At 68.5% G+C, this 16,362-nt stretch carries 18 protein-coding genes; 4 read left to right on the forward strand and 14 right to left on the reverse strand.

The window, feature by feature from the left end; genetic code table 11:
• The first annotated feature begins 27 nt into the window (after positions 1 to 27).
• Together FOJ82_RS13485 and FOJ82_RS13490 are read left to right on the forward strand one after the other, a co-directional pair.
• Positions 28 to 1,005: an aldo-keto reductase family protein gene (locus FOJ82_RS13485; RefSeq protein WP_143939022.1), complete on the forward strand. Its 978-nt coding sequence runs from the start codon at positions 28 to 30 to the stop codon at positions 1,003 to 1,005.
• A 155-nt stretch (positions 1,006 to 1,160) separates the two neighbouring features.
• Positions 1,161 to 2,111, forward strand: coding sequence for a hypothetical protein (locus tag FOJ82_RS13490; protein WP_143939023.1), 951 nt, complete (start codon positions 1,161 to 1,163; stop codon positions 2,109 to 2,111).
• A 36-nt stretch (positions 2,112 to 2,147) separates the two neighbouring features.
• Here the strand turns inward: FOJ82_RS13490 and FOJ82_RS13495 are convergent, their stop codons facing one another.
• The gene (locus FOJ82_RS13495) at positions 2,148 to 4,451 is read right to left on the reverse strand and encodes a hypothetical protein (RefSeq protein WP_185975802.1); all 2,304 of its coding nucleotides are present in this window, start codon (positions 4,449 to 4,451) and stop codon (positions 2,148 to 2,150) included.
• A 318-nt stretch (positions 4,452 to 4,769) separates the two neighbouring features.
• Here FOJ82_RS13495 and FOJ82_RS13505 point away from each other — a divergent pair, with 318 nt between their 5' ends.
• Entirely contained in the window at positions 4,770 to 5,531 is a 762-nt protein-coding gene (locus FOJ82_RS13505; protein ID WP_143939025.1) for an extensin family protein, read from the forward strand.
• On the opposite strand, the gene FOJ82_RS13510 is transcribed toward FOJ82_RS13505, so the two are convergent.
• From FOJ82_RS13510 to FOJ82_RS13545, 8 genes are all read right to left on the reverse strand, one after another.
• Positions 5,532 to 5,960: a VOC family protein gene (locus tag FOJ82_RS13510; RefSeq protein WP_143939026.1), complete on the reverse strand. Its 429-nt coding sequence runs from the start codon at positions 5,958 to 5,960 to the stop codon at positions 5,532 to 5,534. It lies immediately after the preceding gene.
• A 223-nt stretch (positions 5,961 to 6,183) separates the two neighbouring features.
• The gene (locus FOJ82_RS13515) at positions 6,184 to 6,786 is read right to left on the reverse strand and encodes a DsbA family protein (RefSeq protein WP_143939027.1); all 603 of its coding nucleotides are present in this window, start codon (positions 6,784 to 6,786) and stop codon (positions 6,184 to 6,186) included.
• Between the two features lie 51 nt (positions 6,787 to 6,837).
• Positions 6,838 to 7,422 (reverse strand): DUF6036 family nucleotidyltransferase, encoded by a 585-nt coding sequence (locus FOJ82_RS13520; protein ID WP_143939028.1) that lies wholly within the window; start codon positions 7,420 to 7,422, stop codon positions 6,838 to 6,840.
• On the reverse strand, positions 7,419 to 7,790 hold the full coding sequence (locus tag FOJ82_RS13525; RefSeq protein ID WP_143939029.1) for a hypothetical protein: 372 nt from the start codon (positions 7,788 to 7,790) through the stop codon (positions 7,419 to 7,421). Before FOJ82_RS13525 ends, FOJ82_RS13520 begins: the two co-directional genes overlap by 4 nt.
• A 141-nt stretch (positions 7,791 to 7,931) precedes the next feature.
• On the reverse strand, positions 7,932 to 8,975 hold the full coding sequence (locus FOJ82_RS13530) for a sulfate/molybdate ABC transporter ATP-binding protein (protein WP_143939030.1): 1,044 nt from the start codon (positions 8,973 to 8,975) through the stop codon (positions 7,932 to 7,934).
• A complete protein-coding gene (locus tag FOJ82_RS13535; protein WP_143939031.1) occupies positions 8,972 to 9,742 on the reverse strand; it encodes an ABC transporter permease in 771 nt (256 codons plus the stop codon). Before FOJ82_RS13535 ends, FOJ82_RS13530 begins: the two co-directional genes overlap by 4 nt.
• Positions 9,742 to 10,476, reverse strand: a complete 735-nt coding sequence (modA, locus tag FOJ82_RS13540) for a molybdate ABC transporter substrate-binding protein (protein WP_143939032.1) — start codon at positions 10,474 to 10,476, stop codon at positions 9,742 to 9,744. The genes FOJ82_RS13535 and modA overlap by 1 nt, the downstream gene beginning before the upstream one ends.
• A complete protein-coding gene (locus FOJ82_RS13545) occupies positions 10,473 to 10,880 on the reverse strand; it encodes a TOBE domain-containing protein (RefSeq protein ID WP_143939033.1) in 408 nt (135 codons plus the stop codon). The genes modA and FOJ82_RS13545 overlap by 4 nt, the downstream gene beginning before the upstream one ends.
• Before the next feature lie 86 nt (positions 10,881 to 10,966).
• Between FOJ82_RS13545 and FOJ82_RS13550 the strand changes: the two genes are divergently transcribed.
• Entirely contained in the window at positions 10,967 to 11,455 is a 489-nt protein-coding gene (locus FOJ82_RS13550; protein WP_143939034.1) for a MogA/MoaB family molybdenum cofactor biosynthesis protein, read from the forward strand.
• A 55-nt stretch (positions 11,456 to 11,510) separates the two neighbouring features.
• Here the strand turns inward: FOJ82_RS13550 and moaC are convergent, their stop codons facing one another.
• From moaC to FOJ82_RS13575, 5 genes are all read right to left on the reverse strand, one after another.
• A complete protein-coding gene (moaC, locus tag FOJ82_RS13555) occupies positions 11,511 to 11,981 on the reverse strand; it encodes a cyclic pyranopterin monophosphate synthase MoaC (protein WP_143939035.1) in 471 nt (156 codons plus the stop codon).
• Positions 11,974 to 13,182, reverse strand: coding sequence for a molybdopterin molybdotransferase MoeA (locus FOJ82_RS13560; protein WP_246099894.1), 1,209 nt, complete (start codon positions 13,180 to 13,182; stop codon positions 11,974 to 11,976). Before FOJ82_RS13560 ends, moaC begins: the two co-directional genes overlap by 8 nt.
• 150 nt (positions 13,183 to 13,332) lie before the next feature.
• The gene (locus FOJ82_RS13565; RefSeq protein ID WP_143939037.1) at positions 13,333 to 14,244 is read right to left on the reverse strand and encodes a DUF559 domain-containing protein; all 912 of its coding nucleotides are present in this window, start codon (positions 14,242 to 14,244) and stop codon (positions 13,333 to 13,335) included.
• A gap of 203 nt (positions 14,245 to 14,447) precedes the next feature.
• On the reverse strand, positions 14,448 to 14,876 hold the full coding sequence (locus tag FOJ82_RS13570; RefSeq protein ID WP_246099895.1) for a molybdenum cofactor biosynthesis protein MoaE: 429 nt from the start codon (positions 14,874 to 14,876) through the stop codon (positions 14,448 to 14,450).
• An 83-nt stretch (positions 14,877 to 14,959) separates the two neighbouring features.
• On the reverse strand, positions 14,960 to 16,276 hold the full coding sequence (locus FOJ82_RS13575) for an MFS transporter (protein WP_425472508.1): 1,317 nt from the start codon (positions 16,274 to 16,276) through the stop codon (positions 14,960 to 14,962).
• Positions 16,277 to 16,362 lie beyond the last annotated feature (86 nt).

A 16,362-nucleotide genomic window follows, 5' to 3' on the forward strand; every position in this document is an offset into this window, starting at 1 on the left:
ATTTGGCACAGCGGAGAGGGGGAGGACATGCTCGACCGTCAGGGTGATGTCCATGTGCTGGCCGAGGTCTTCGATGAATGGAGGACCAAGGGAATCAATCACATCGAGGCGTTCTCCCCCGAGCTTCTTCGGATTCTCAGCATTGACGCGGATACCTCCGCCAGCGCACAGCACGGTGCAGTCAAGCGCGCCATGTTGACAGTCGCCGAGAGATTGACCGAGAGGACGGATGACCGCAAGACAAGAGCGCACCGCACCGTCTTCATCAAGGCTGCCGGCTTCAGCCGGAAATCCCCCGAGTCGGCCAGGGAGCGGATGTTAATCGCCGGGGAGGCGGTGGGGAGATCGGCTCGCACGGCCTACCGCTACTACGACGACGCGGTTGCGCGCCTGACCCGAATCCTGCTCGGCGAACCGCGCATGTCGGAGGGTACCATCCCGACGGATGACCACATCGACGTGAGGTCCCGCACCTGGGTGGATCTGCGAGAGGATCAGCCGATCATCTCGAGCCAGCGCACCATCCGGTCCCTGGTGGACCGGCTCGACCACGTCATCGAGCACGTGCGCATGCCGTGGTGGACCGGCCGGGAGACCTTCCCGTTGAAGGCGCTTGAGGGTTGTGCATTGGAAGAACCCCTCAAGGTGGGCGAGTCCACCTGGCAGTACCGACTCCGTTTCCGCAAGCCCCTCGAAGTGGGCGACGAGCAGTCCTTCGCCACCTCCATCCAGTTCCCGAGCCCGGACGCGCTAGCCCCGATGATCGGGTTCCGCCCCAGAGGCAGCGCCTACAAGGCCCAGGTTGATCTCCAGTTCGGCAACAGGCGCCCCGCAGCGCTGGAGCAGTTCGCGTCGCGGCTGCACATAGAAGACCTGCACCGGGTCCCCGGATCCACCCTGATCCATCCGGTCCAGGCCCGCCACACCATCGAATTCGACCGGATGTATCCCGGTGTCTCCTACGGGGTCCGTTGGCACTGGGACGGCACCAATATCGGCATCTGAGGCCGGGGACCACTGATAAGAACCCAGGGATTCCATACAGTGCGACATTCCCCGGCGGGTACCCACTTCGCTCTGATCTGTAGCAAAACTCGCCTGCCGAGCAGCGTCCCTTGACAAAGTTGTGACACTTTCCACACTTCCTGTGGCGAAACGGGATGAACGGCTTCAAGCTGATCTCCATGGGGGAAATCACAACAGGCAATAGCAATCTCGGACCACACGATCTGCTCCAGCTGGCCGCGGAGGCCGGCTGGAACGCCAGCCGCGAGGACCGCGGCACCAAGTTCCACAACCGCGGCACCTGCTACACCCGCGAAGCACCGTACGGGCCGCAGGATCCGCACGGGCGCGGTCTCCACGAGGTCTGCCGCGGAGCCGGCTGCCTCGACCTGCTCCACGAGCTCGTCGCCGCCATCCTGCTGAAGCTCATGGCCAAGCTGGATGGAGGCACCGTCGCCGACCCGGGGGCCTACGCCTACCGGGTGGCCAGGACGGCCCTGGTGGAGCTGAGCCGCAGCGCACGCACGGCGGCGGGCTACCCGGCCAAACCGGGGCGCGACGACGGGGTCCCGGCCCGCGTCAACGTCGCACTGCTCGACGCAGCCGGGCACCGGGGCCCCTGGCTGGTGGTGCTGTTCCGAATCCTGCGTGCCTACCCGTTCAGCCCCAACCACGTGGCCGGGCGCTGGCCCATCGACGGTCTCCTCCAGGAGCGCGAGAAGCACTTCCCCGACGAGGGGAGCACGACGTCGATGGTGCGGCGCGAGGTGGCCATGGTGATCCAGGTCGCCAAGCAGGTGGCGGGGCAGGACTGGGTGTACAGCAACCTCACCCTCCCGCTCCTGTCCAACGGCGGGGGCCAAACCCTGCCGGAGAACCTGTGCAGGCCCGAGGATGACCACATCGAGCAACTGCTCGCAGCGATGTTCAAGGATGCCTACCTCCGCCTTCGGAGATGCGGGCACGTCGCGCTCGATGCCTACCGGGTGGCAACCGTCGAAGTCACAGGCCGACCGGCCCCGAAGCCCACCCCCCAGATCCTCACCGCACTCAGGGAACTGGAGGACGAGGTCTCGAGCCGCGGGTATCTGCTTGCGATTGCCTGACCGCCGGCGCTGGTAGTTGAGAAGCCGGACGGGCGCCTACTGGGCAGCCGGCTTGGGCCGGTAGTTGGCCTCGAACTTATCGGCAGGAACCAACCAGGAGTTACCAGCATCGTCCGTGACCCGCCACTGACCAGCCTCGGCCGTCTGCGGGCCCTCTCGGGACTCCACCGTTTCCCCGGGGTAGGCCAGCTGCGCGGTCACCTCGCCAGTGCGGGCCCAAATGTCCGCCGAGACTGGCCGGTAGGTCTTTGCCAGCTCTTCGGGCCCGATGGTCCACTCGCGTGTCCCGTCGGACAACACGTGGTCCCCGGGTTTGGCCTGCATCTCCTGACCGGTCTCCGTCGTCCAGGACTCTCCGGCATCTCCGACAGTACGGACCAACCGCACCTCCCCACTGCGAACGTAGCGCCTGGGCGCGATCCTGACGGGATGGATCCCCTGGACGGCGAGCACCTGCAGAACCAGTTCGACGCTACCCAACGTGTTGGTCCGGGCCGTCTTCCTTCGGTCCTCCGGCAGGTCCTTCCACGGGAACAGCAGGTGGTTCTCCCGTGCCTTCTTGTCAGTGGTCTCAGCCTTCGTCCCCACCCAGCGGTGATGCCTCTTGAACTGGACCCAGTTCTCGTGCTCCTTCTCCACGAAGGAGTCCAGCAGATCCGGTGGAACCGGGTCTGCCCGGATGCCGACGTCGCGGGAGGCCACCCACTCGAAACCGTTCGAGGTCAGGTACCACAGCACGTGGCGCAGCGCGCGCATGTTGCTCTCCCGCGCCTCTGGGTCGTCGTCGACCCAGGAGTTCGGTCCATAGCTGATCCCGTACGCATCGGAAGCCAGCCGCGCGGACCGCAACCAGACATCCGGCGGCACTCCGACGAGTGGGTCGCGGGTGAAGAGCTCTTCAGGATCTGGTGTCCGCTCAATCCTGCGACCTCCCAGTGACAGCCCGAACGTGTGCAGTGTGCCCAGCATTGGGAACTCGGAGAGACCGGAGGTGGACTCGTTGAGCACGAAGATCCGGATGCTCCCGCCGTCGAGCTTGAGGGCGGCATCCTCCAGGGACGCGAGGCCCTGCTCGTCGAGGACGGTGGTGATCACCACGCTCGTGCGCCGATGCTCGTCCTGCAGCCGGACCAGCTCGTCGAGCCCCGGGACGTCGTCCACCCTCACGACGTCGGGCAGCGAGGCCTTCGTGCTCTGGAACTCCAGCATCCTGACAGCCATGTCGTTCGGCCCCTGGATGCTGGCGGCAAGGAGACCGGCGGCAGCGCGTTGCGTCGAGTAGTCGTCGCAGAACGCCTCGGCGAGGTCGGTGCGCCCCACCACGACGACGTGGTCCGGTTGGCCGCGCTCGGCGATGTGCTGCGCGAGCATCTGGGCAGTCAACTGGTGCCGACCGATGACCGAGATGAAGGCCGAGACCGGCTGGTGGGAGCTCTCCGCAGACTCCGGCCCCGGTGCCCAGTCCTGCAGCTGTTCGGTCACGTAGTGCCTCGCCTGCCGGTACCTGTCCACGCGGACGATGATCCGCGGTGGCGGCAGGTAGTCGTGCTGCTGCTTCAACTCGCGCAGCACATTTCGCAGGTGCTCGGCCCTCGCGACGTTGCGCCGGTCGTCAGAACTGAGCAGGTAGGCACGCTCCAGCGCGATCACTCCCCGGCCGGAGGTCAAGAGCTTCTTGAGCCGACGACGGTCCCGCTCCCCGCCCCCCAGGATGTTGCGGACCACCACCGCCCCCGATCCGCGTACCTGCGCCAGCAGGTGGTGCTCCGGATCCGGCTCTTCCACCACCACCATGCAACCGTTCGGGTCGTCGAGCAACGCGCGGATCACCCGCAACGAATCCACCTCGAGACCACTGACCAGAATCACGCGCCTGGCCCAGTTCGCCCGCAGGCCGGCGAGCTGCCGGGAAGTCATTGCCGCGACGACGCTGGCGGCCGCTGCCAGCAGCACGCCCATCCCGGCGAAACCTGCCATTTGGGCTGCCAGCGGCACCGGCGAACACGCACCTCTGGACGATTCCCCCACCATCATCAGAAGCCCGTAGTAGAGCTCGCTCCAGAATGGGACACCGCCCACGATGCACCCCCGCAGCCCCACCACGGCCATGAACAGCACGTACAGGACCACAGCCCCCATCACCCACAGCCTGGGATGGACCCCATGCGAGGTGAGGATTCTGCTGGCAGCGACGGCCAGGTAGCTGCCGTTCAGCAGGACCATCGCAACCAATGCAAACTGCTGCCACGCTACGAGCAGGTCTCCAGCGCCGCTCAAGAGGTCGATGTGTCCCACCACGAAGAGCACGACCGCGATCACCGTGAGTAGCAGGGCGGGCAATGACAACCCCGTGAACCGTCGTACCCGACCCATCAGTTTCGGGCGCGAGGTCCGCCAGAACCTGCGCATGGTTCGAGGAGCCCTGCTGCCGCCAGTCCCAGACATCACCCCTCCTCACGCCATCACCAACAATTGAAGATGACGGACGGTGAGGACCACCAGCGGGCGATTGAAGGGGCTTCGACGACGCCCGGCTCTGCCGCTCGCGCGTGCTGCTCAACCATCGGTGGCTGAGCCGGGCTACCCCCCGGTGGTTGAGCAGCGAGCGAAGCGAGCGTCGTCGAAAAGACCATCCCGCGCACCACATACCCTTGTCACATGGCGAAGTTCTCCCGGCGCGGGCTGCTGCTGGCTGGCGGGGCCGTGCTGCTCGCCGGCTGCGGGAGCGACGTCGTCCCTGACATCCCGGGGATCCCGGACGGCGCCGACCGCTGCCGCACCCCGGAGTCCCTCGTGGACTTCTCCACGGTCGGCACGGGAACGCTGGGCTACGAGATCGACCGCACACCGACGCCGATGCGCTCGGATCCCGCCTTCCTCGAGCGCCTCGAGCTGTGGGCGGAGGACTGGGCGGCGCTCAGCGGACTGGGCGCGATCCGGGAGGTCTGGAGCTACGGCGCCTACGTCGACAAGTGCAGCTCCTTCCACCAGGCCGGACGCGCCTTCGACTTCGCGGAAGTGGTCCACGACGGCGGCACCATCTCCTGCCGCTACGACACCTGGAACCCCGGCACCGACGCCCAACTGCGGGACTACTGGCGGCTGGCGGCGTCGCTGCACCTGCACTTCACCTACACGCTGACGTACCTGTACAACGCGCAGCACCACAACCACATCCACGTGGACAACTCGGTCTCGGGCGAGGAGTTGAGCACGTTCCGTCAGCGCTCCGAGGTGCAGGTGCAGTTGGTGCAGTCGGCGCTGCTGCACGTCCATGGCCGCGACGTCGAGGTCACCGGTTCCTACGACCAGCAGACCCGCGACGCACTGCGGCCGGTCCAGCAGGAACTCGGGATCACCGCCCCGTTGGCCGACGCCGCCGGCTGGCAGGCGTTCCTGCGCGCGACGGCGTCGGGTTGATCACTCCTGGGTGCCGGTGATGTTCACCATCCAGCGAACACCGAACCGGTCCGTGAGCTGACCGAAGGCGTCACCCCACGGGGCGAGTTCGAGCGGCAGGTCGATGGTGCCGCCGTCGGTCAGCTTGTCCCAGTGGCTGCGCAGCGGGTCGTCGTCGGCCGGGTTGGTGCCGTCGGAGCTCAGCGAGAGGACGCCGTTGACGGGATCCGGCATCCCGGCCATGGTGTCCGACGCCATGATGTGGAAGCCGCGCTCGACGAACAGCGAGGCGTGCATGATGCGATCCGCTGTTGCCGGGTCGGCCATCTCGCCCATGCCCTCGCCGAAGGTGCTGAGGGTGAGTTCGGCTCCGAAGACGCTCTGGTAGAACTCGACGGCCTCGCGCGCGGTGCCGTCGAACTGCAGGTACGGGGTGAGGGAAATGGTCATGTGAGCCCTTCCGTGGTGGGCGGATTGTTCCGCCCAGACCGTTTGTGAAGAGAGCTGGCCAGCGACGTGCCGAAATGCCCAGATTCGCGGGGCAATTCGCTGATTCCGCCGACGCGTGGCCAGACGCTACGCCCCCGCCCTGACGCTAGCGCCATGGGCGTGGCGTCTGGCGTGGGGCGTAGCGCCTGCTGGCTTCGACCTCCCCAGGTGGGTGGGTCCGGGATCAGTCGAAGATCGGGTCCACCGTCCGGGTGCGCTTGAGCTCGAAGAAGCCCGGGTAGGCGGTGACCTTCACGAAGCCGTCGAACAACTCTCCGGCCTCCTCACCCTTCGGCGCGGGCGAGATGACAGGCCCGAACAGGCTCATGCCGTTGACGCGGACCACCGGGGTGCCCACCTCGTCGCCAACCGGGTCCATGCCCTCGTGGTGGGAGGCGCGCAGGGCGTCGTTGAGTTCGTCGGTCCTGGCGATGTCCAGGAGTTCCGAGGAGAAGCCGACGTCTGCGAGGGCCTTGAGGATGGTGGCCTCGTCCTTCGGCTCGCCGCCGGGGTGGAAGCGGGTTCCGATGGCGGTGTAGAAGTCCCGAAGTCCCTGTGAGCCGTGGGCCTGCTCGACGGCGAGCGCGGTGCGTGCGGGGACCCATGCGTTGTCCATCGCCTTGCGGTAGTCGCCGGGAAGGTCACGGCCGTCGTTGAGGACGGAGAGGCTCATGATGTGGAAGGTGGTCTCGACGTCGCGGACCTTCTCCACCTCGAGCATCCAACGGGAGGTCATCCAGGCCCAGGGGCAGGTGGGATCGAACCAGAAGTCAACAGAAGTCGTCATGGCCCCATCGAACCACAGCGCGCAAGCAGCGTGTCAGTGTCCCGCACCCGGCTACTGGTTGTCGCTCCCGGAGTTGAGCAGGCGGCCCTGGGCTGCCGCTCTGGCGAAGACCTGTCTGGCGGCGTAAAGGGCCTCGTCCGGGTCCACGTGGCCGATGTAGGACTCGTCGAACAGTCGGTTGTGGATGTCGGCGGCCTGCTCGGGTTCGGTGATGCCCGTGTGCCGGAACAGCGTCTCCAGGTCGTCCATGTCACGCTCGCGCATGGCCCGCAGTTTCATCGCGATCAGGTGCTCCGCCGAGGCCACCGCGATCCGCAGACCGGGGAGGTTGAGTTCCTCGGCATCGTCATCGGGTTCGTTCGACATGAACGCGGTGGCGGCAGCGTTGACCCAGTCCCGGCCAAGACCGTGCCGGTCAGCAACCACGGCCGCTGCCTCGCGAAAGCCGTCATGTTCAGCCCTGATCTGCGCGTCGACGTCACGCGTGACGCGGCGCGACTGGTACTCCAGTGCCATTGCCGCCCCACCGACGACGTAGATACTCGCCTCGATACCCTTCGCCTGGAGGATCTCACCGGTTTCGGTGAGCAGGCTCAACAGGTCCTCACGGCTCAGGTCGCGTCCGTCGCCGTTCATGCCTGGGTGAACTCTCGCTCGTCGATGAAGATGCCGATCCGCATCAGTTCCGCCGGGGTGTGGGCCATGTCGACGTAGGCCTTCTCCTTGCTGTAGGCCACGGGCCACCAGAACTGTTTGAGGGGCTCCACCTTGGTCCAGGCCGGCGCCTTGCGCCCCATCTGGTGGAGGCGGTACCTGACAGCCCCCTTCAGGAGGGCGTCCCAGCGATGGTCTCCCGTGGTCGGGAAGTCAGTCAGGGCTTCGTCGAGCCGGTCTGCACTGAGTGCCGACGGGAGCCGGTTGACGCCATCCATGAGCATCCTGAGGGCGTGGCCGGTGTCACCACCAGCAAGGTTGGCACGGACGTCCTCGGCGATCTCCGGCACCGTCGCCCATGACCACCCGGGAGTTGCCGGCCGAACGCCTCGGGCAGCTTCTGTGACGGAGCGTCCGTCATCTGCTTGCCCGATGGACACAATGGCCTCCAAACCTTTGCGGCAGTTTAGCGCAGCACTCCGGGCGCCGAGTCAGTACAGGGTGACCGCCGTCGCCTTGATCGAGGCCACCAACCGCAACCCCGGCTCCACCCCCAACTCGGCCACGGCCCCGGTGGTCAGGTCCGCCGCCAGCGCCTGCCCCGCCAGGTCCACCACTACCCGCACCACCGGGCCGCGCGGCTCCACGGCCCGCACCACGACGTCGACCGCGTTGCGGGGGCTGCCGTGCGGGTCCGCGAGGTGCAGACCCACGGCGTTGGCGGGGATGCTGGCCCAGCCGGGGCCGGCGGTGGCGTCGTCGCCCGCAAGCCCGGCGACGACGGTGCCGTCGGCCAGCCGCAACCCACCGTCAACGAGGTCTCCGAAGAGCAGGTTGACACCGGTGAAGTCGGCGAGGAACTGGCTGCGGGGCCGGGGCAGCACGTCGGCCACCCGCCCCTGCTCCACCACGCGGCCGCGCTCGAGGACGACGACGTGGGAGGCAAGGGTGAGGACGTCCAGCAGGTCGTGGGTGACAAGCACAGATGTCCGCCCGGCCAGGTGGGTGCGGAGCAGGCTGCGAATCTCGGGCGCCGCCGCCACGTCCATGGCCGCCATCGGCTCGTCGAGGAGCACGACGTCGGGTTTGATCGCCAGCGCCCGCGCCAGCGCCACCCGTTGGGCCTGCCCTCCGGAGAGCTGGTTGGGGCGGCGGTGGGTCAGGTCGGCGCAACCCACCCGCTCCAGCTGGGCGAGGGCCTCCGCGCGGGCGGTATGGCGGGGAACTCCCCGGGAACGAAGGCCGAACATGGCGTTGGCAAGGACGTCGAGGTGCGGGAACAGCAGCGACCGTTGCTCCAACAGCGCGACGCCACGCTTGTGCGGGGGGACGAAACCGCCCGGCCCGGCGACGGTGCGGCCGTGGATGGCGACAGTGCCGGTGTCGGGACGCAGCGCACCGGACAGCAGCCCGACGAAGGTGGACTTGCCGGCACCGTTGGGTCCGATGGCGGCCGTGCAGGACCCCTCGGGCAGGTCGAGGTCGAGCACGACGTCGCGGACCCTGACTGCGGCGTCGACGCGGATGCCGGTCATGTGCTCACCGGCCGGTTGAAGCGGGCCGAGACGGCCACCACCACGAGCGCCACCAGCACCAGCACGAGGGCCAGGGCGAGCGCGAGGTCGGTGTCCTGCTCCCGCGTGAGGTACACCAGCAGCGGCAGCGTCCGCGTGGTCCCGGCCAGCGAGCCGGCGAACGTGAGCGTGGCGCCGAACTCTCCCAGGGCGCGGGCGAACGTGAGTGCCGCCCCGGAGACCAGCGCCGGCATCGACATGGGCAGCGTGACCCGCCACAGCACCCGGGTGGGCGAGGCGCCGAGGTTGGCGGCGACGGTGCCGTAGTCGCCTGAATCGGCCCGGAGCGCCCCCTCCAGCGCGATCACCAGGAACGGCATGGCGACGAACACCTGTGCGCAGACCACGGCCACCGTCGTGAAGCCGATCTCGATCCCCCACGCGGACAGGTGCTGCCCGACGAGCCCGCGGCGGCCAAGCGTCGAGAGCAACGCCAGGCCGGCCACCACCGGAGGCAGCACCATCGGGATGGTCACCAGTGTCCGGACGACGACGGCCGTGCGGCCCGTCATCCGGGACATGGCCAGCGCCAATGGGACGCCGAGCACCAGCGAGACGGCCGTCGCGACGACGCAGGTCAGCAGCGAGAGGCCGAGCGCCTCCACCGCCTCGTGCGAGACCAGCAGTGCCGGCAGCTCCGCCCACGGGACCCGCGCCAGCATCCCCGCCAGCGGCACCACCAGGAAGGTGAGACCGAGCGCGAACGGGAGCCAGGTCCAGCGCGGCATCAGGCGGGCCCGAACCCGAAGTCAGCCAGCAGTTCCTGCCCGGCCGCAGCGGTGACGAGCTCGATGAACGAGGACGCGGAATCGGCGTCGCCGCCCTTCACAGCGACGATCCAGTACTCGTTGACATGCTGCGACGACTCCGGGATCTCGAGAGTCTCCACGTCTTCCCCCGCGCCCGCGGCGTCGGTGGCGTAGACGAGCCCGGCGTCGGCCTCACCCGAGGTGACCTTGCCGAGCACGTCCGTGACAGCCGACTCCTCCGAGACGGGCTCCAGCGTGATCCCGACCGTTTCGGCCAGCGCTGCGGTGGCGGCACCGCACGGCACCTCCGGGGCGCAGATAACCAGCTTGGCGCCGTCGAGGGATTCATCGAGGCCGGTGATGCCGGCGGGGTTGCCAGCCGGGGTGACGAGGACCAGCAGGTTGGTGGCGAACCGCACGGGCTCACCCGCGGTGACGCCCTCCTCGACGGCCCGGTCCATGGTGGCCGTGTTGGCGGAGGCGAAGACGTCGGCCGGGGCGCCGCCCACCAACTGGTCGACAAGTCCGTTGGAGCCTCCGAACGAGTAGTCGACGTTGACCTCCGCGTTCTCCGCGAGGTCCGCGAAGGGGTTGGTGAGGGAGGCGGCTGCGAAGACCACCGGGTGGGCCTCCTCCCCCGCCGAGCAGGCCGCGGCGCCGATCAGTGTGGCGGCCAGGAGCACGGCGGCCGCGCGGCGGACGTAGTGGTTCACCGCGGGACCTCGATGGTGACGTTGGTGGCCTTCACGACGGCGGTGGCGATGCTGCCCACCTCCAGACCGAGCTGCTCGACGGCCTCGGTGGAGATCAATGACGTGACGCGGTTGGGCCCGCTCTGGAGCTCCACCTGGCTCATCACCTTGTCCGACAGGATCCGGGTCACGATGCCGGTGAAGTGGTTGCGCGCGGAGCGCACCCCGGCGCCACCGTCGAGTGCGGCGAGGGTGTCGTCGGCGTGGAGGGACTCGGCGAAGCGGGCGAGCTCCGCGCCTTCGATCACCTGGCGTCCGACGTCGTCACTGACCGTGGCAAGTTTGCCGTCGGCGGCCCAGCGGCGGATGGAATCGTCGCTCACCCCGAGCAACAGAGCAGCCTGCGATATCCGTATCTGCGTCATATTTCCGACGATAGCACCGCATCTGCGTGCAAGTTCGCTGCACGAGTGTTGGTTTCCACACGAGCCACCTGCTCTAGCATGGGCGCATGGCAATCCGAGCAGCCGTGATCACCGTCTCAGACCGCGCCCACCACGGCGACTACGAGGACCGCTCCGGCCCCGTCGCCCGCAACGCGCTGGCGGCAGCTGGCTTCGACGTTGCCGGGATCGTGGTGGTTCCCGACGACGTGGCGCCCATCCAGGAGGCCATCCGGGCCGCCATCGCCGACGGTGCCCGCATCGTGTTCACCACCGGCGGCACGGGCGTTGCACCGCGGGATGTCACGCCGGAGGCCACCGCCGCGCTCGGAGGCCAGGAACTCCCGGGTATCCCGGAGCAGATCCGACGCCGTGGCCTGGCCAACACGCCGCTTGCCATCGCATCCCGCGGGCTCGCCGTGGCCATCCGCGACGGCGAACGCTCAGCCCTGGTGGTCAACGCCCCCGGGTCACGCGGTGGCGCGCGGGACGCCGTCGCCGTGGTGGCGGAGGTTGGCGCCCACGTCGTCGGGCAGTTGGACGGCGAGAGCCACTAGCGGCCGGCCCGCACGCGTCAATCGTGGGCGCGTCCGCGCCTCATCGCCGCGGGGACTACTCCCGGCGCCAGTCCCCGGAGCGGCCGCCGGACTTGGCGGTCACCCGCGCGTTGACGATCTCGGCGCTGCGGTCCACACCCTTCACCATGTCGACGATGGCCAGCGCGGCGACGGTGGCGGCGGTGAGCGCCTCCATCTCGACTCCGGTGCGGTCCGCCGTGCGGGTCTCCACCTCGATCTCCACGCCGTCGTCGACGATCTTCAGGTCCACCCGGGCACCGTGGACACCGATGACATGGGCCAGGGGCAGCAGGTCAGGGACCTTCTTGGTGGCGGCAATCCCGGCCACCCGGGCGACGGCGAGGACGTCGCCCTTGGGGACGGTGCCGTCGCGCAGGGCGGCCACCACCTCGTCGGAGCACGTGACCTTGGCCCTCGCGGTGGCGGTGCGGACGGTGGGCTGCTTGGCGGTGACGTCCACCATGCGGGCCTGGCCCGCGGCGTCGAGGTGTGTGAACTCAGGCATTGGTGTCGATTACCTCCAGGACATCGCCGGCGTGGACCTCGTCCACATCGGCGGGGACGACGGCGAGCCCGTCGGCCAGGTGCAGGGACGCGATGGCGTGGGAGCCGGAGCCCAGCGCGTGGGCCGGGCGGACGCCGTCGGGGGTGATGGCAACGGGGACGTACTGGCGGCGTCCGGGCGGGGTGCGCCAACCGTCGAGCGCCGGGAGTTGCCGGGTGGCCAGCTGGGCGGGGCGGCCGGCGAGGTGCGCGATGAGAGGCCTGGCGAACAGCCAGGCGGAGACGAACACGCTGACGGGGTTGCCGGGCAGCGCCAGCAGCGGGACCCGGCGGCCCGCCATGCCCCAGTGGCCCAGACCCTGCGGCTTGCCCGGCTGCATGGCAACCTTCACGAACTCGACGCTGCCGCTGGTGACCTGACGGACCACCTCGAAGGCCCCGGCGGAGACCCCTCCGGTGGTGAGCGCCAGATCGACGGAACCGGCCGTGGCAAGGGCTTCTATGAACTCCTGCGGCTCGTCGCCCACGCGCAGGACGGCCGCCACCTCGCCGCCGAACTGGGTGACGAGCCCGCTGAGGAGGAGGCCGTTGGAGTCGGGGATCTGGCCCGGCCCGATCGGGTCACCGGGCGCGACCAGCTCAGCCCCGGTGGCGACCACCAGCACCCGCGGTCGGGGGCGGACCTGCCACTGCGCGTGGCCGATCGACGCCGCGGCCGCCGCCGCCGCGGGGGTGGCGGGGTCTCCGGCGGCCAGCACCTTCGCACCCACCTCGATGTCCTCGCCCCGACGGCGCACGTGCCGCCCCGCGGGCACGGCCGCGCGGACCTCCACCTGTGCGGGCAGCGGTTGGTCCCCGGGCAGTTGGTCCGTGTGCTCCACCGGCACGACGGCGTCGGCGCCAGCCGGCAGCGGGGAACCGGTCATGATGCGGATGGCCTGCCCGGGCTGCAGGGTCTGGGTGCTGGCGGTTCCAGCGGGGACGTCACCCACGACGGCGAGCACGCAGGGGGCCGAGCCCACGTCGTCGGAACGAACGGCGAAGCCGTCCATGGCCGAGTTGTCGAAGGGCGGCACGGGGTAGCGGGCGACGACGTCGGCGGCCAGCACCGTCGCGGGGTCCGGGTGCACCGTCGCGGTCACCGGGGGGAGGGGGTCCGCGAGCGCGAGGACTGCACTCAGGTGTTCCTCAACGGTGCGCACTGTTTCCTCCTCCATCGACTCCGGTCCCGAGGATAGCGGTGACCAATCGGCTTGGACTCCGAAGGCGCGGTCACGAACTCGGGAAGTGGTTCCAGGCCCGTTGATGGGCTGCGATCCACTTGTTGATGCGTTCCAGAACACCGGGGCCAGTCACCGGCCGCGACGGGGGTGGGCACCGTCCCAGCCCGCCGCCATCAACGCCTGCCGGATCTGGGCAGCCACCTCCGCGGGGCGCTCGTGGATGTCGTGCCAGCCGTAGCGGAGCGTGACGTACCCCTTGAGCGCGGCCCGGTTGTCCCGGTCCAGGTCACGGAAAGCGTCCTCGTGGCCGAGGTGGCCGTCGAGTTCCACCAGCAGCCCGTACTCCTCCCACACGTTGTCCGAGCGGCTGTGCTCCACCACTGACACCTGCCGCGTGGGGAGCGGCAAGCCGTGAGCACGCAGCACCAGTTCAAGGAACCGCCACTCGAGCACGGACTCAACTCCCTTCGACGCCTCGTCGCACACCCGCTCCAGCACCTTCCGATGCCGCACCGCACGTCGCTCCTCCAGCGCTTCCAGGATCCGCGACGGCGTGGTCTTCCCCTCGGCGATCGCCCGAGTGGCGGCCATGATGGTCGCGTTCTCGTCGCACTCCCCCGCCAGGTCCAGGATGCTGACCTCCACAGACGTCCGCGGCGGTGTCCCTCGCCCTGCCCGGCTGCCCTGCTTCAGGTCAACGGCCACGCCATCGCCGCCCATGGACGCGAGTGGCTTTCCTGCACCATGGAAGATCGTGATCCGCGCGGGCGGGGTCGTCATGAAGCCGTGCAAGTACGCGGCAGCAGCACCTCCCACCACACTCGTTGTTCCTCCCCTCCGCACTCCGGCCCAGCACCAGCTGTGCCACGTCGGTTCAGTCGTGCAGTAGTAGCCCGGGGCCATCCGCACCAAGCCGGCCGCCCAGCGACGGCGGATCTTCTCCGAGCGCTCGTGCTTCCTCAGCTGTGACATGGTCAGCACACCCGACTGCGCTTTGGCCAGTTGCACCAGGCCCGCCGTCGGAGATTTCCTTCCCTTCATGCTCCACACTCTGGTTGTGCGGTGGTCCCGTGCGTCACTTTCCACAAGGGAGGAACTCAACAAGTGGTTCTACGCCCGTTAACGGGCTCCCAACCACTTGTTGATACGTTTCACCACCGCCCGGGACGAGCGGAGTGGTCTAGCGGACCGAGTGGGGAAGGGCGCGCGGGGGCGACGACGGCGGGGAGTCGGCGCGCACCGGGCTACGGCAGGTTCGACCAGTCCGACGTGCCGTCGGTGTAGTGCTGGTGCTTCCAGATGGGGACGGTCGCCTTCACGCGGTCGACGAGGTCCGAGGCACAACTGAACGCCTGGCCACGGTGCGACGCCGCGACGACGGCGAACAGCGCCACGTCGCCGATGGCCAGCTCACCCACCCGGTGGACGACGGCGACGGCGTGGACCCCCTCGCGACCCCGGAAGGACTCCGCCACCTCCCGCAGGACCCCCTCCGCCGAGGGGTGGGAGGAGTAGGTCAGCGAGTCCACGTCGCGGCCACCGTCGTGGTTGCGCACGGCACCGACGAACGTGACGACGGCGCCTGCTCGGGCGTCGTCCACCAGGGCGGCGACGGCGGCGGTGTCGACGGCGACGTCGGAGATCTCGGCCAGGCGGACGAAGGGGTGGCTCACTTGGGTTCCTCTCGTGCGGGTGGCTCCAGCCTAGGCGCGACGACGCCGCCCGGCACGCGGCCGGGCGGCGTCGGGGCGGTGATTCAGCCCTTCTTCGGTGCGTTCGGCCCGGCGTAGCGGACCCACGTGATGATGATGCACATCACTGCCCAGGCGGCGCCGATCCAGTAGAAGGTGGTGGGGCTCATGATGGTGAGGCCGACGCCGAACAGGAACGGTCCGAAGGCCGCGACGGCGCTGGTCCAGCCGATCACGCCGCCGGCCTGGCGCTTCTCGAAGATCATCGGCATCTGCTTGAACGTGGAGGCGTTGCCGATGCCGGTGAAGAAGAAGATGGCGATCATGCCGTACAGGAACCAGTTGAAGCCGCTGGTCAGCGCCTCGGCCGAGGAGACGTCGGGCGTGAGGGACGGGATGGTGAACAGGATCGCCCCGAGGATTCCGATGCCGGAGATGAGGGTCCACACGGCTCCGCCCATCCTGTCGGTCAGCGGTGCGAACACGATTCGGGCGGCAGCACCGACGAGCGGGCCGAGGAAGATGTAGTTGACCACGTCGGGCAGGTTGTAGCCGGGGATCAGCAACTCCCCGTTGGCGACGATGCTCTCGTTGTACTGCCCGTACATGTTCTCCATCATCAGACCGAACTGCGCGGCCAGGCCGGAGAAGGTGCCGAAGGTCATGATGTAGAGGATCGTCATCAGGTGGGTGTCGACGTTGCTGAAGATGTCGAACTGCTGCTTGATGCTGACCCGCATCGGCACGGACTTGAGGACGATGTAGGCCCAGATGGCGATCGCGAAGATGAACGGCAGGTAGACCAGCGCGGAGTTCTGGTACCAGACCAGCACGTCGGGCTTGCCGGTGAAGGTCATGGTGTTGCTCTGGAAGATCGAGTAGCCGAAGTTCTTGAGGAAGTCCGAACCCACCCTGTCGAAGAACGCGAACCCGAACAGCGGGAACGAGATCAGCCACGGGGTCAGCAGCTGCACCAGGGACACGCCGAAGTTGCCGATGCCGGCCTGCAGGCCCAGCGCGGTTCCCTGGAGGCGCTTCGGGAAGAAGTACGACGTCGACGGCATCAGGCCGGAGAAGGCACCGCCGCCGATGCCGGAGAGGATGGCCAGACCCATCAGCCGCCAGTACGGGACGTCGGGGTTGGTGATCTCGAAGGCCCAGCCGAGGATCGGCAGCAGCAGGAGCAGCGTGGTGAGCGTGACGAGCTTCCGGGTCCCGATCTTGGGCGGCAGGATCATCCACAGGATGCGCAGGGCGCCGCCGGAGAGGCCGGGCATGGCCGCCATCCAGTAGAGCTGCGCGGGGGTGAAGTCATAGCCGAGGGGCCGCAGCTTCGGGATGATGGCACTGGGGAGGAACCACGCCACGAAGCACATGGTCAACGAGAACGTCGTGATTACGAGCGTGTGCCAGGCGAGCTTCTTGTTCCAGTTCTGTTCGTCCTCCGGGTCCCAGTCCTGGAGCCAGT

It is taken from the genome of Tessaracoccus rhinocerotis, assembly GCF_007197885.1.
Taxonomy (GTDB): Bacteria; Actinomycetota; Actinomycetes; order Propionibacteriales; family Propionibacteriaceae; genus Arachnia; species Arachnia rhinocerotis.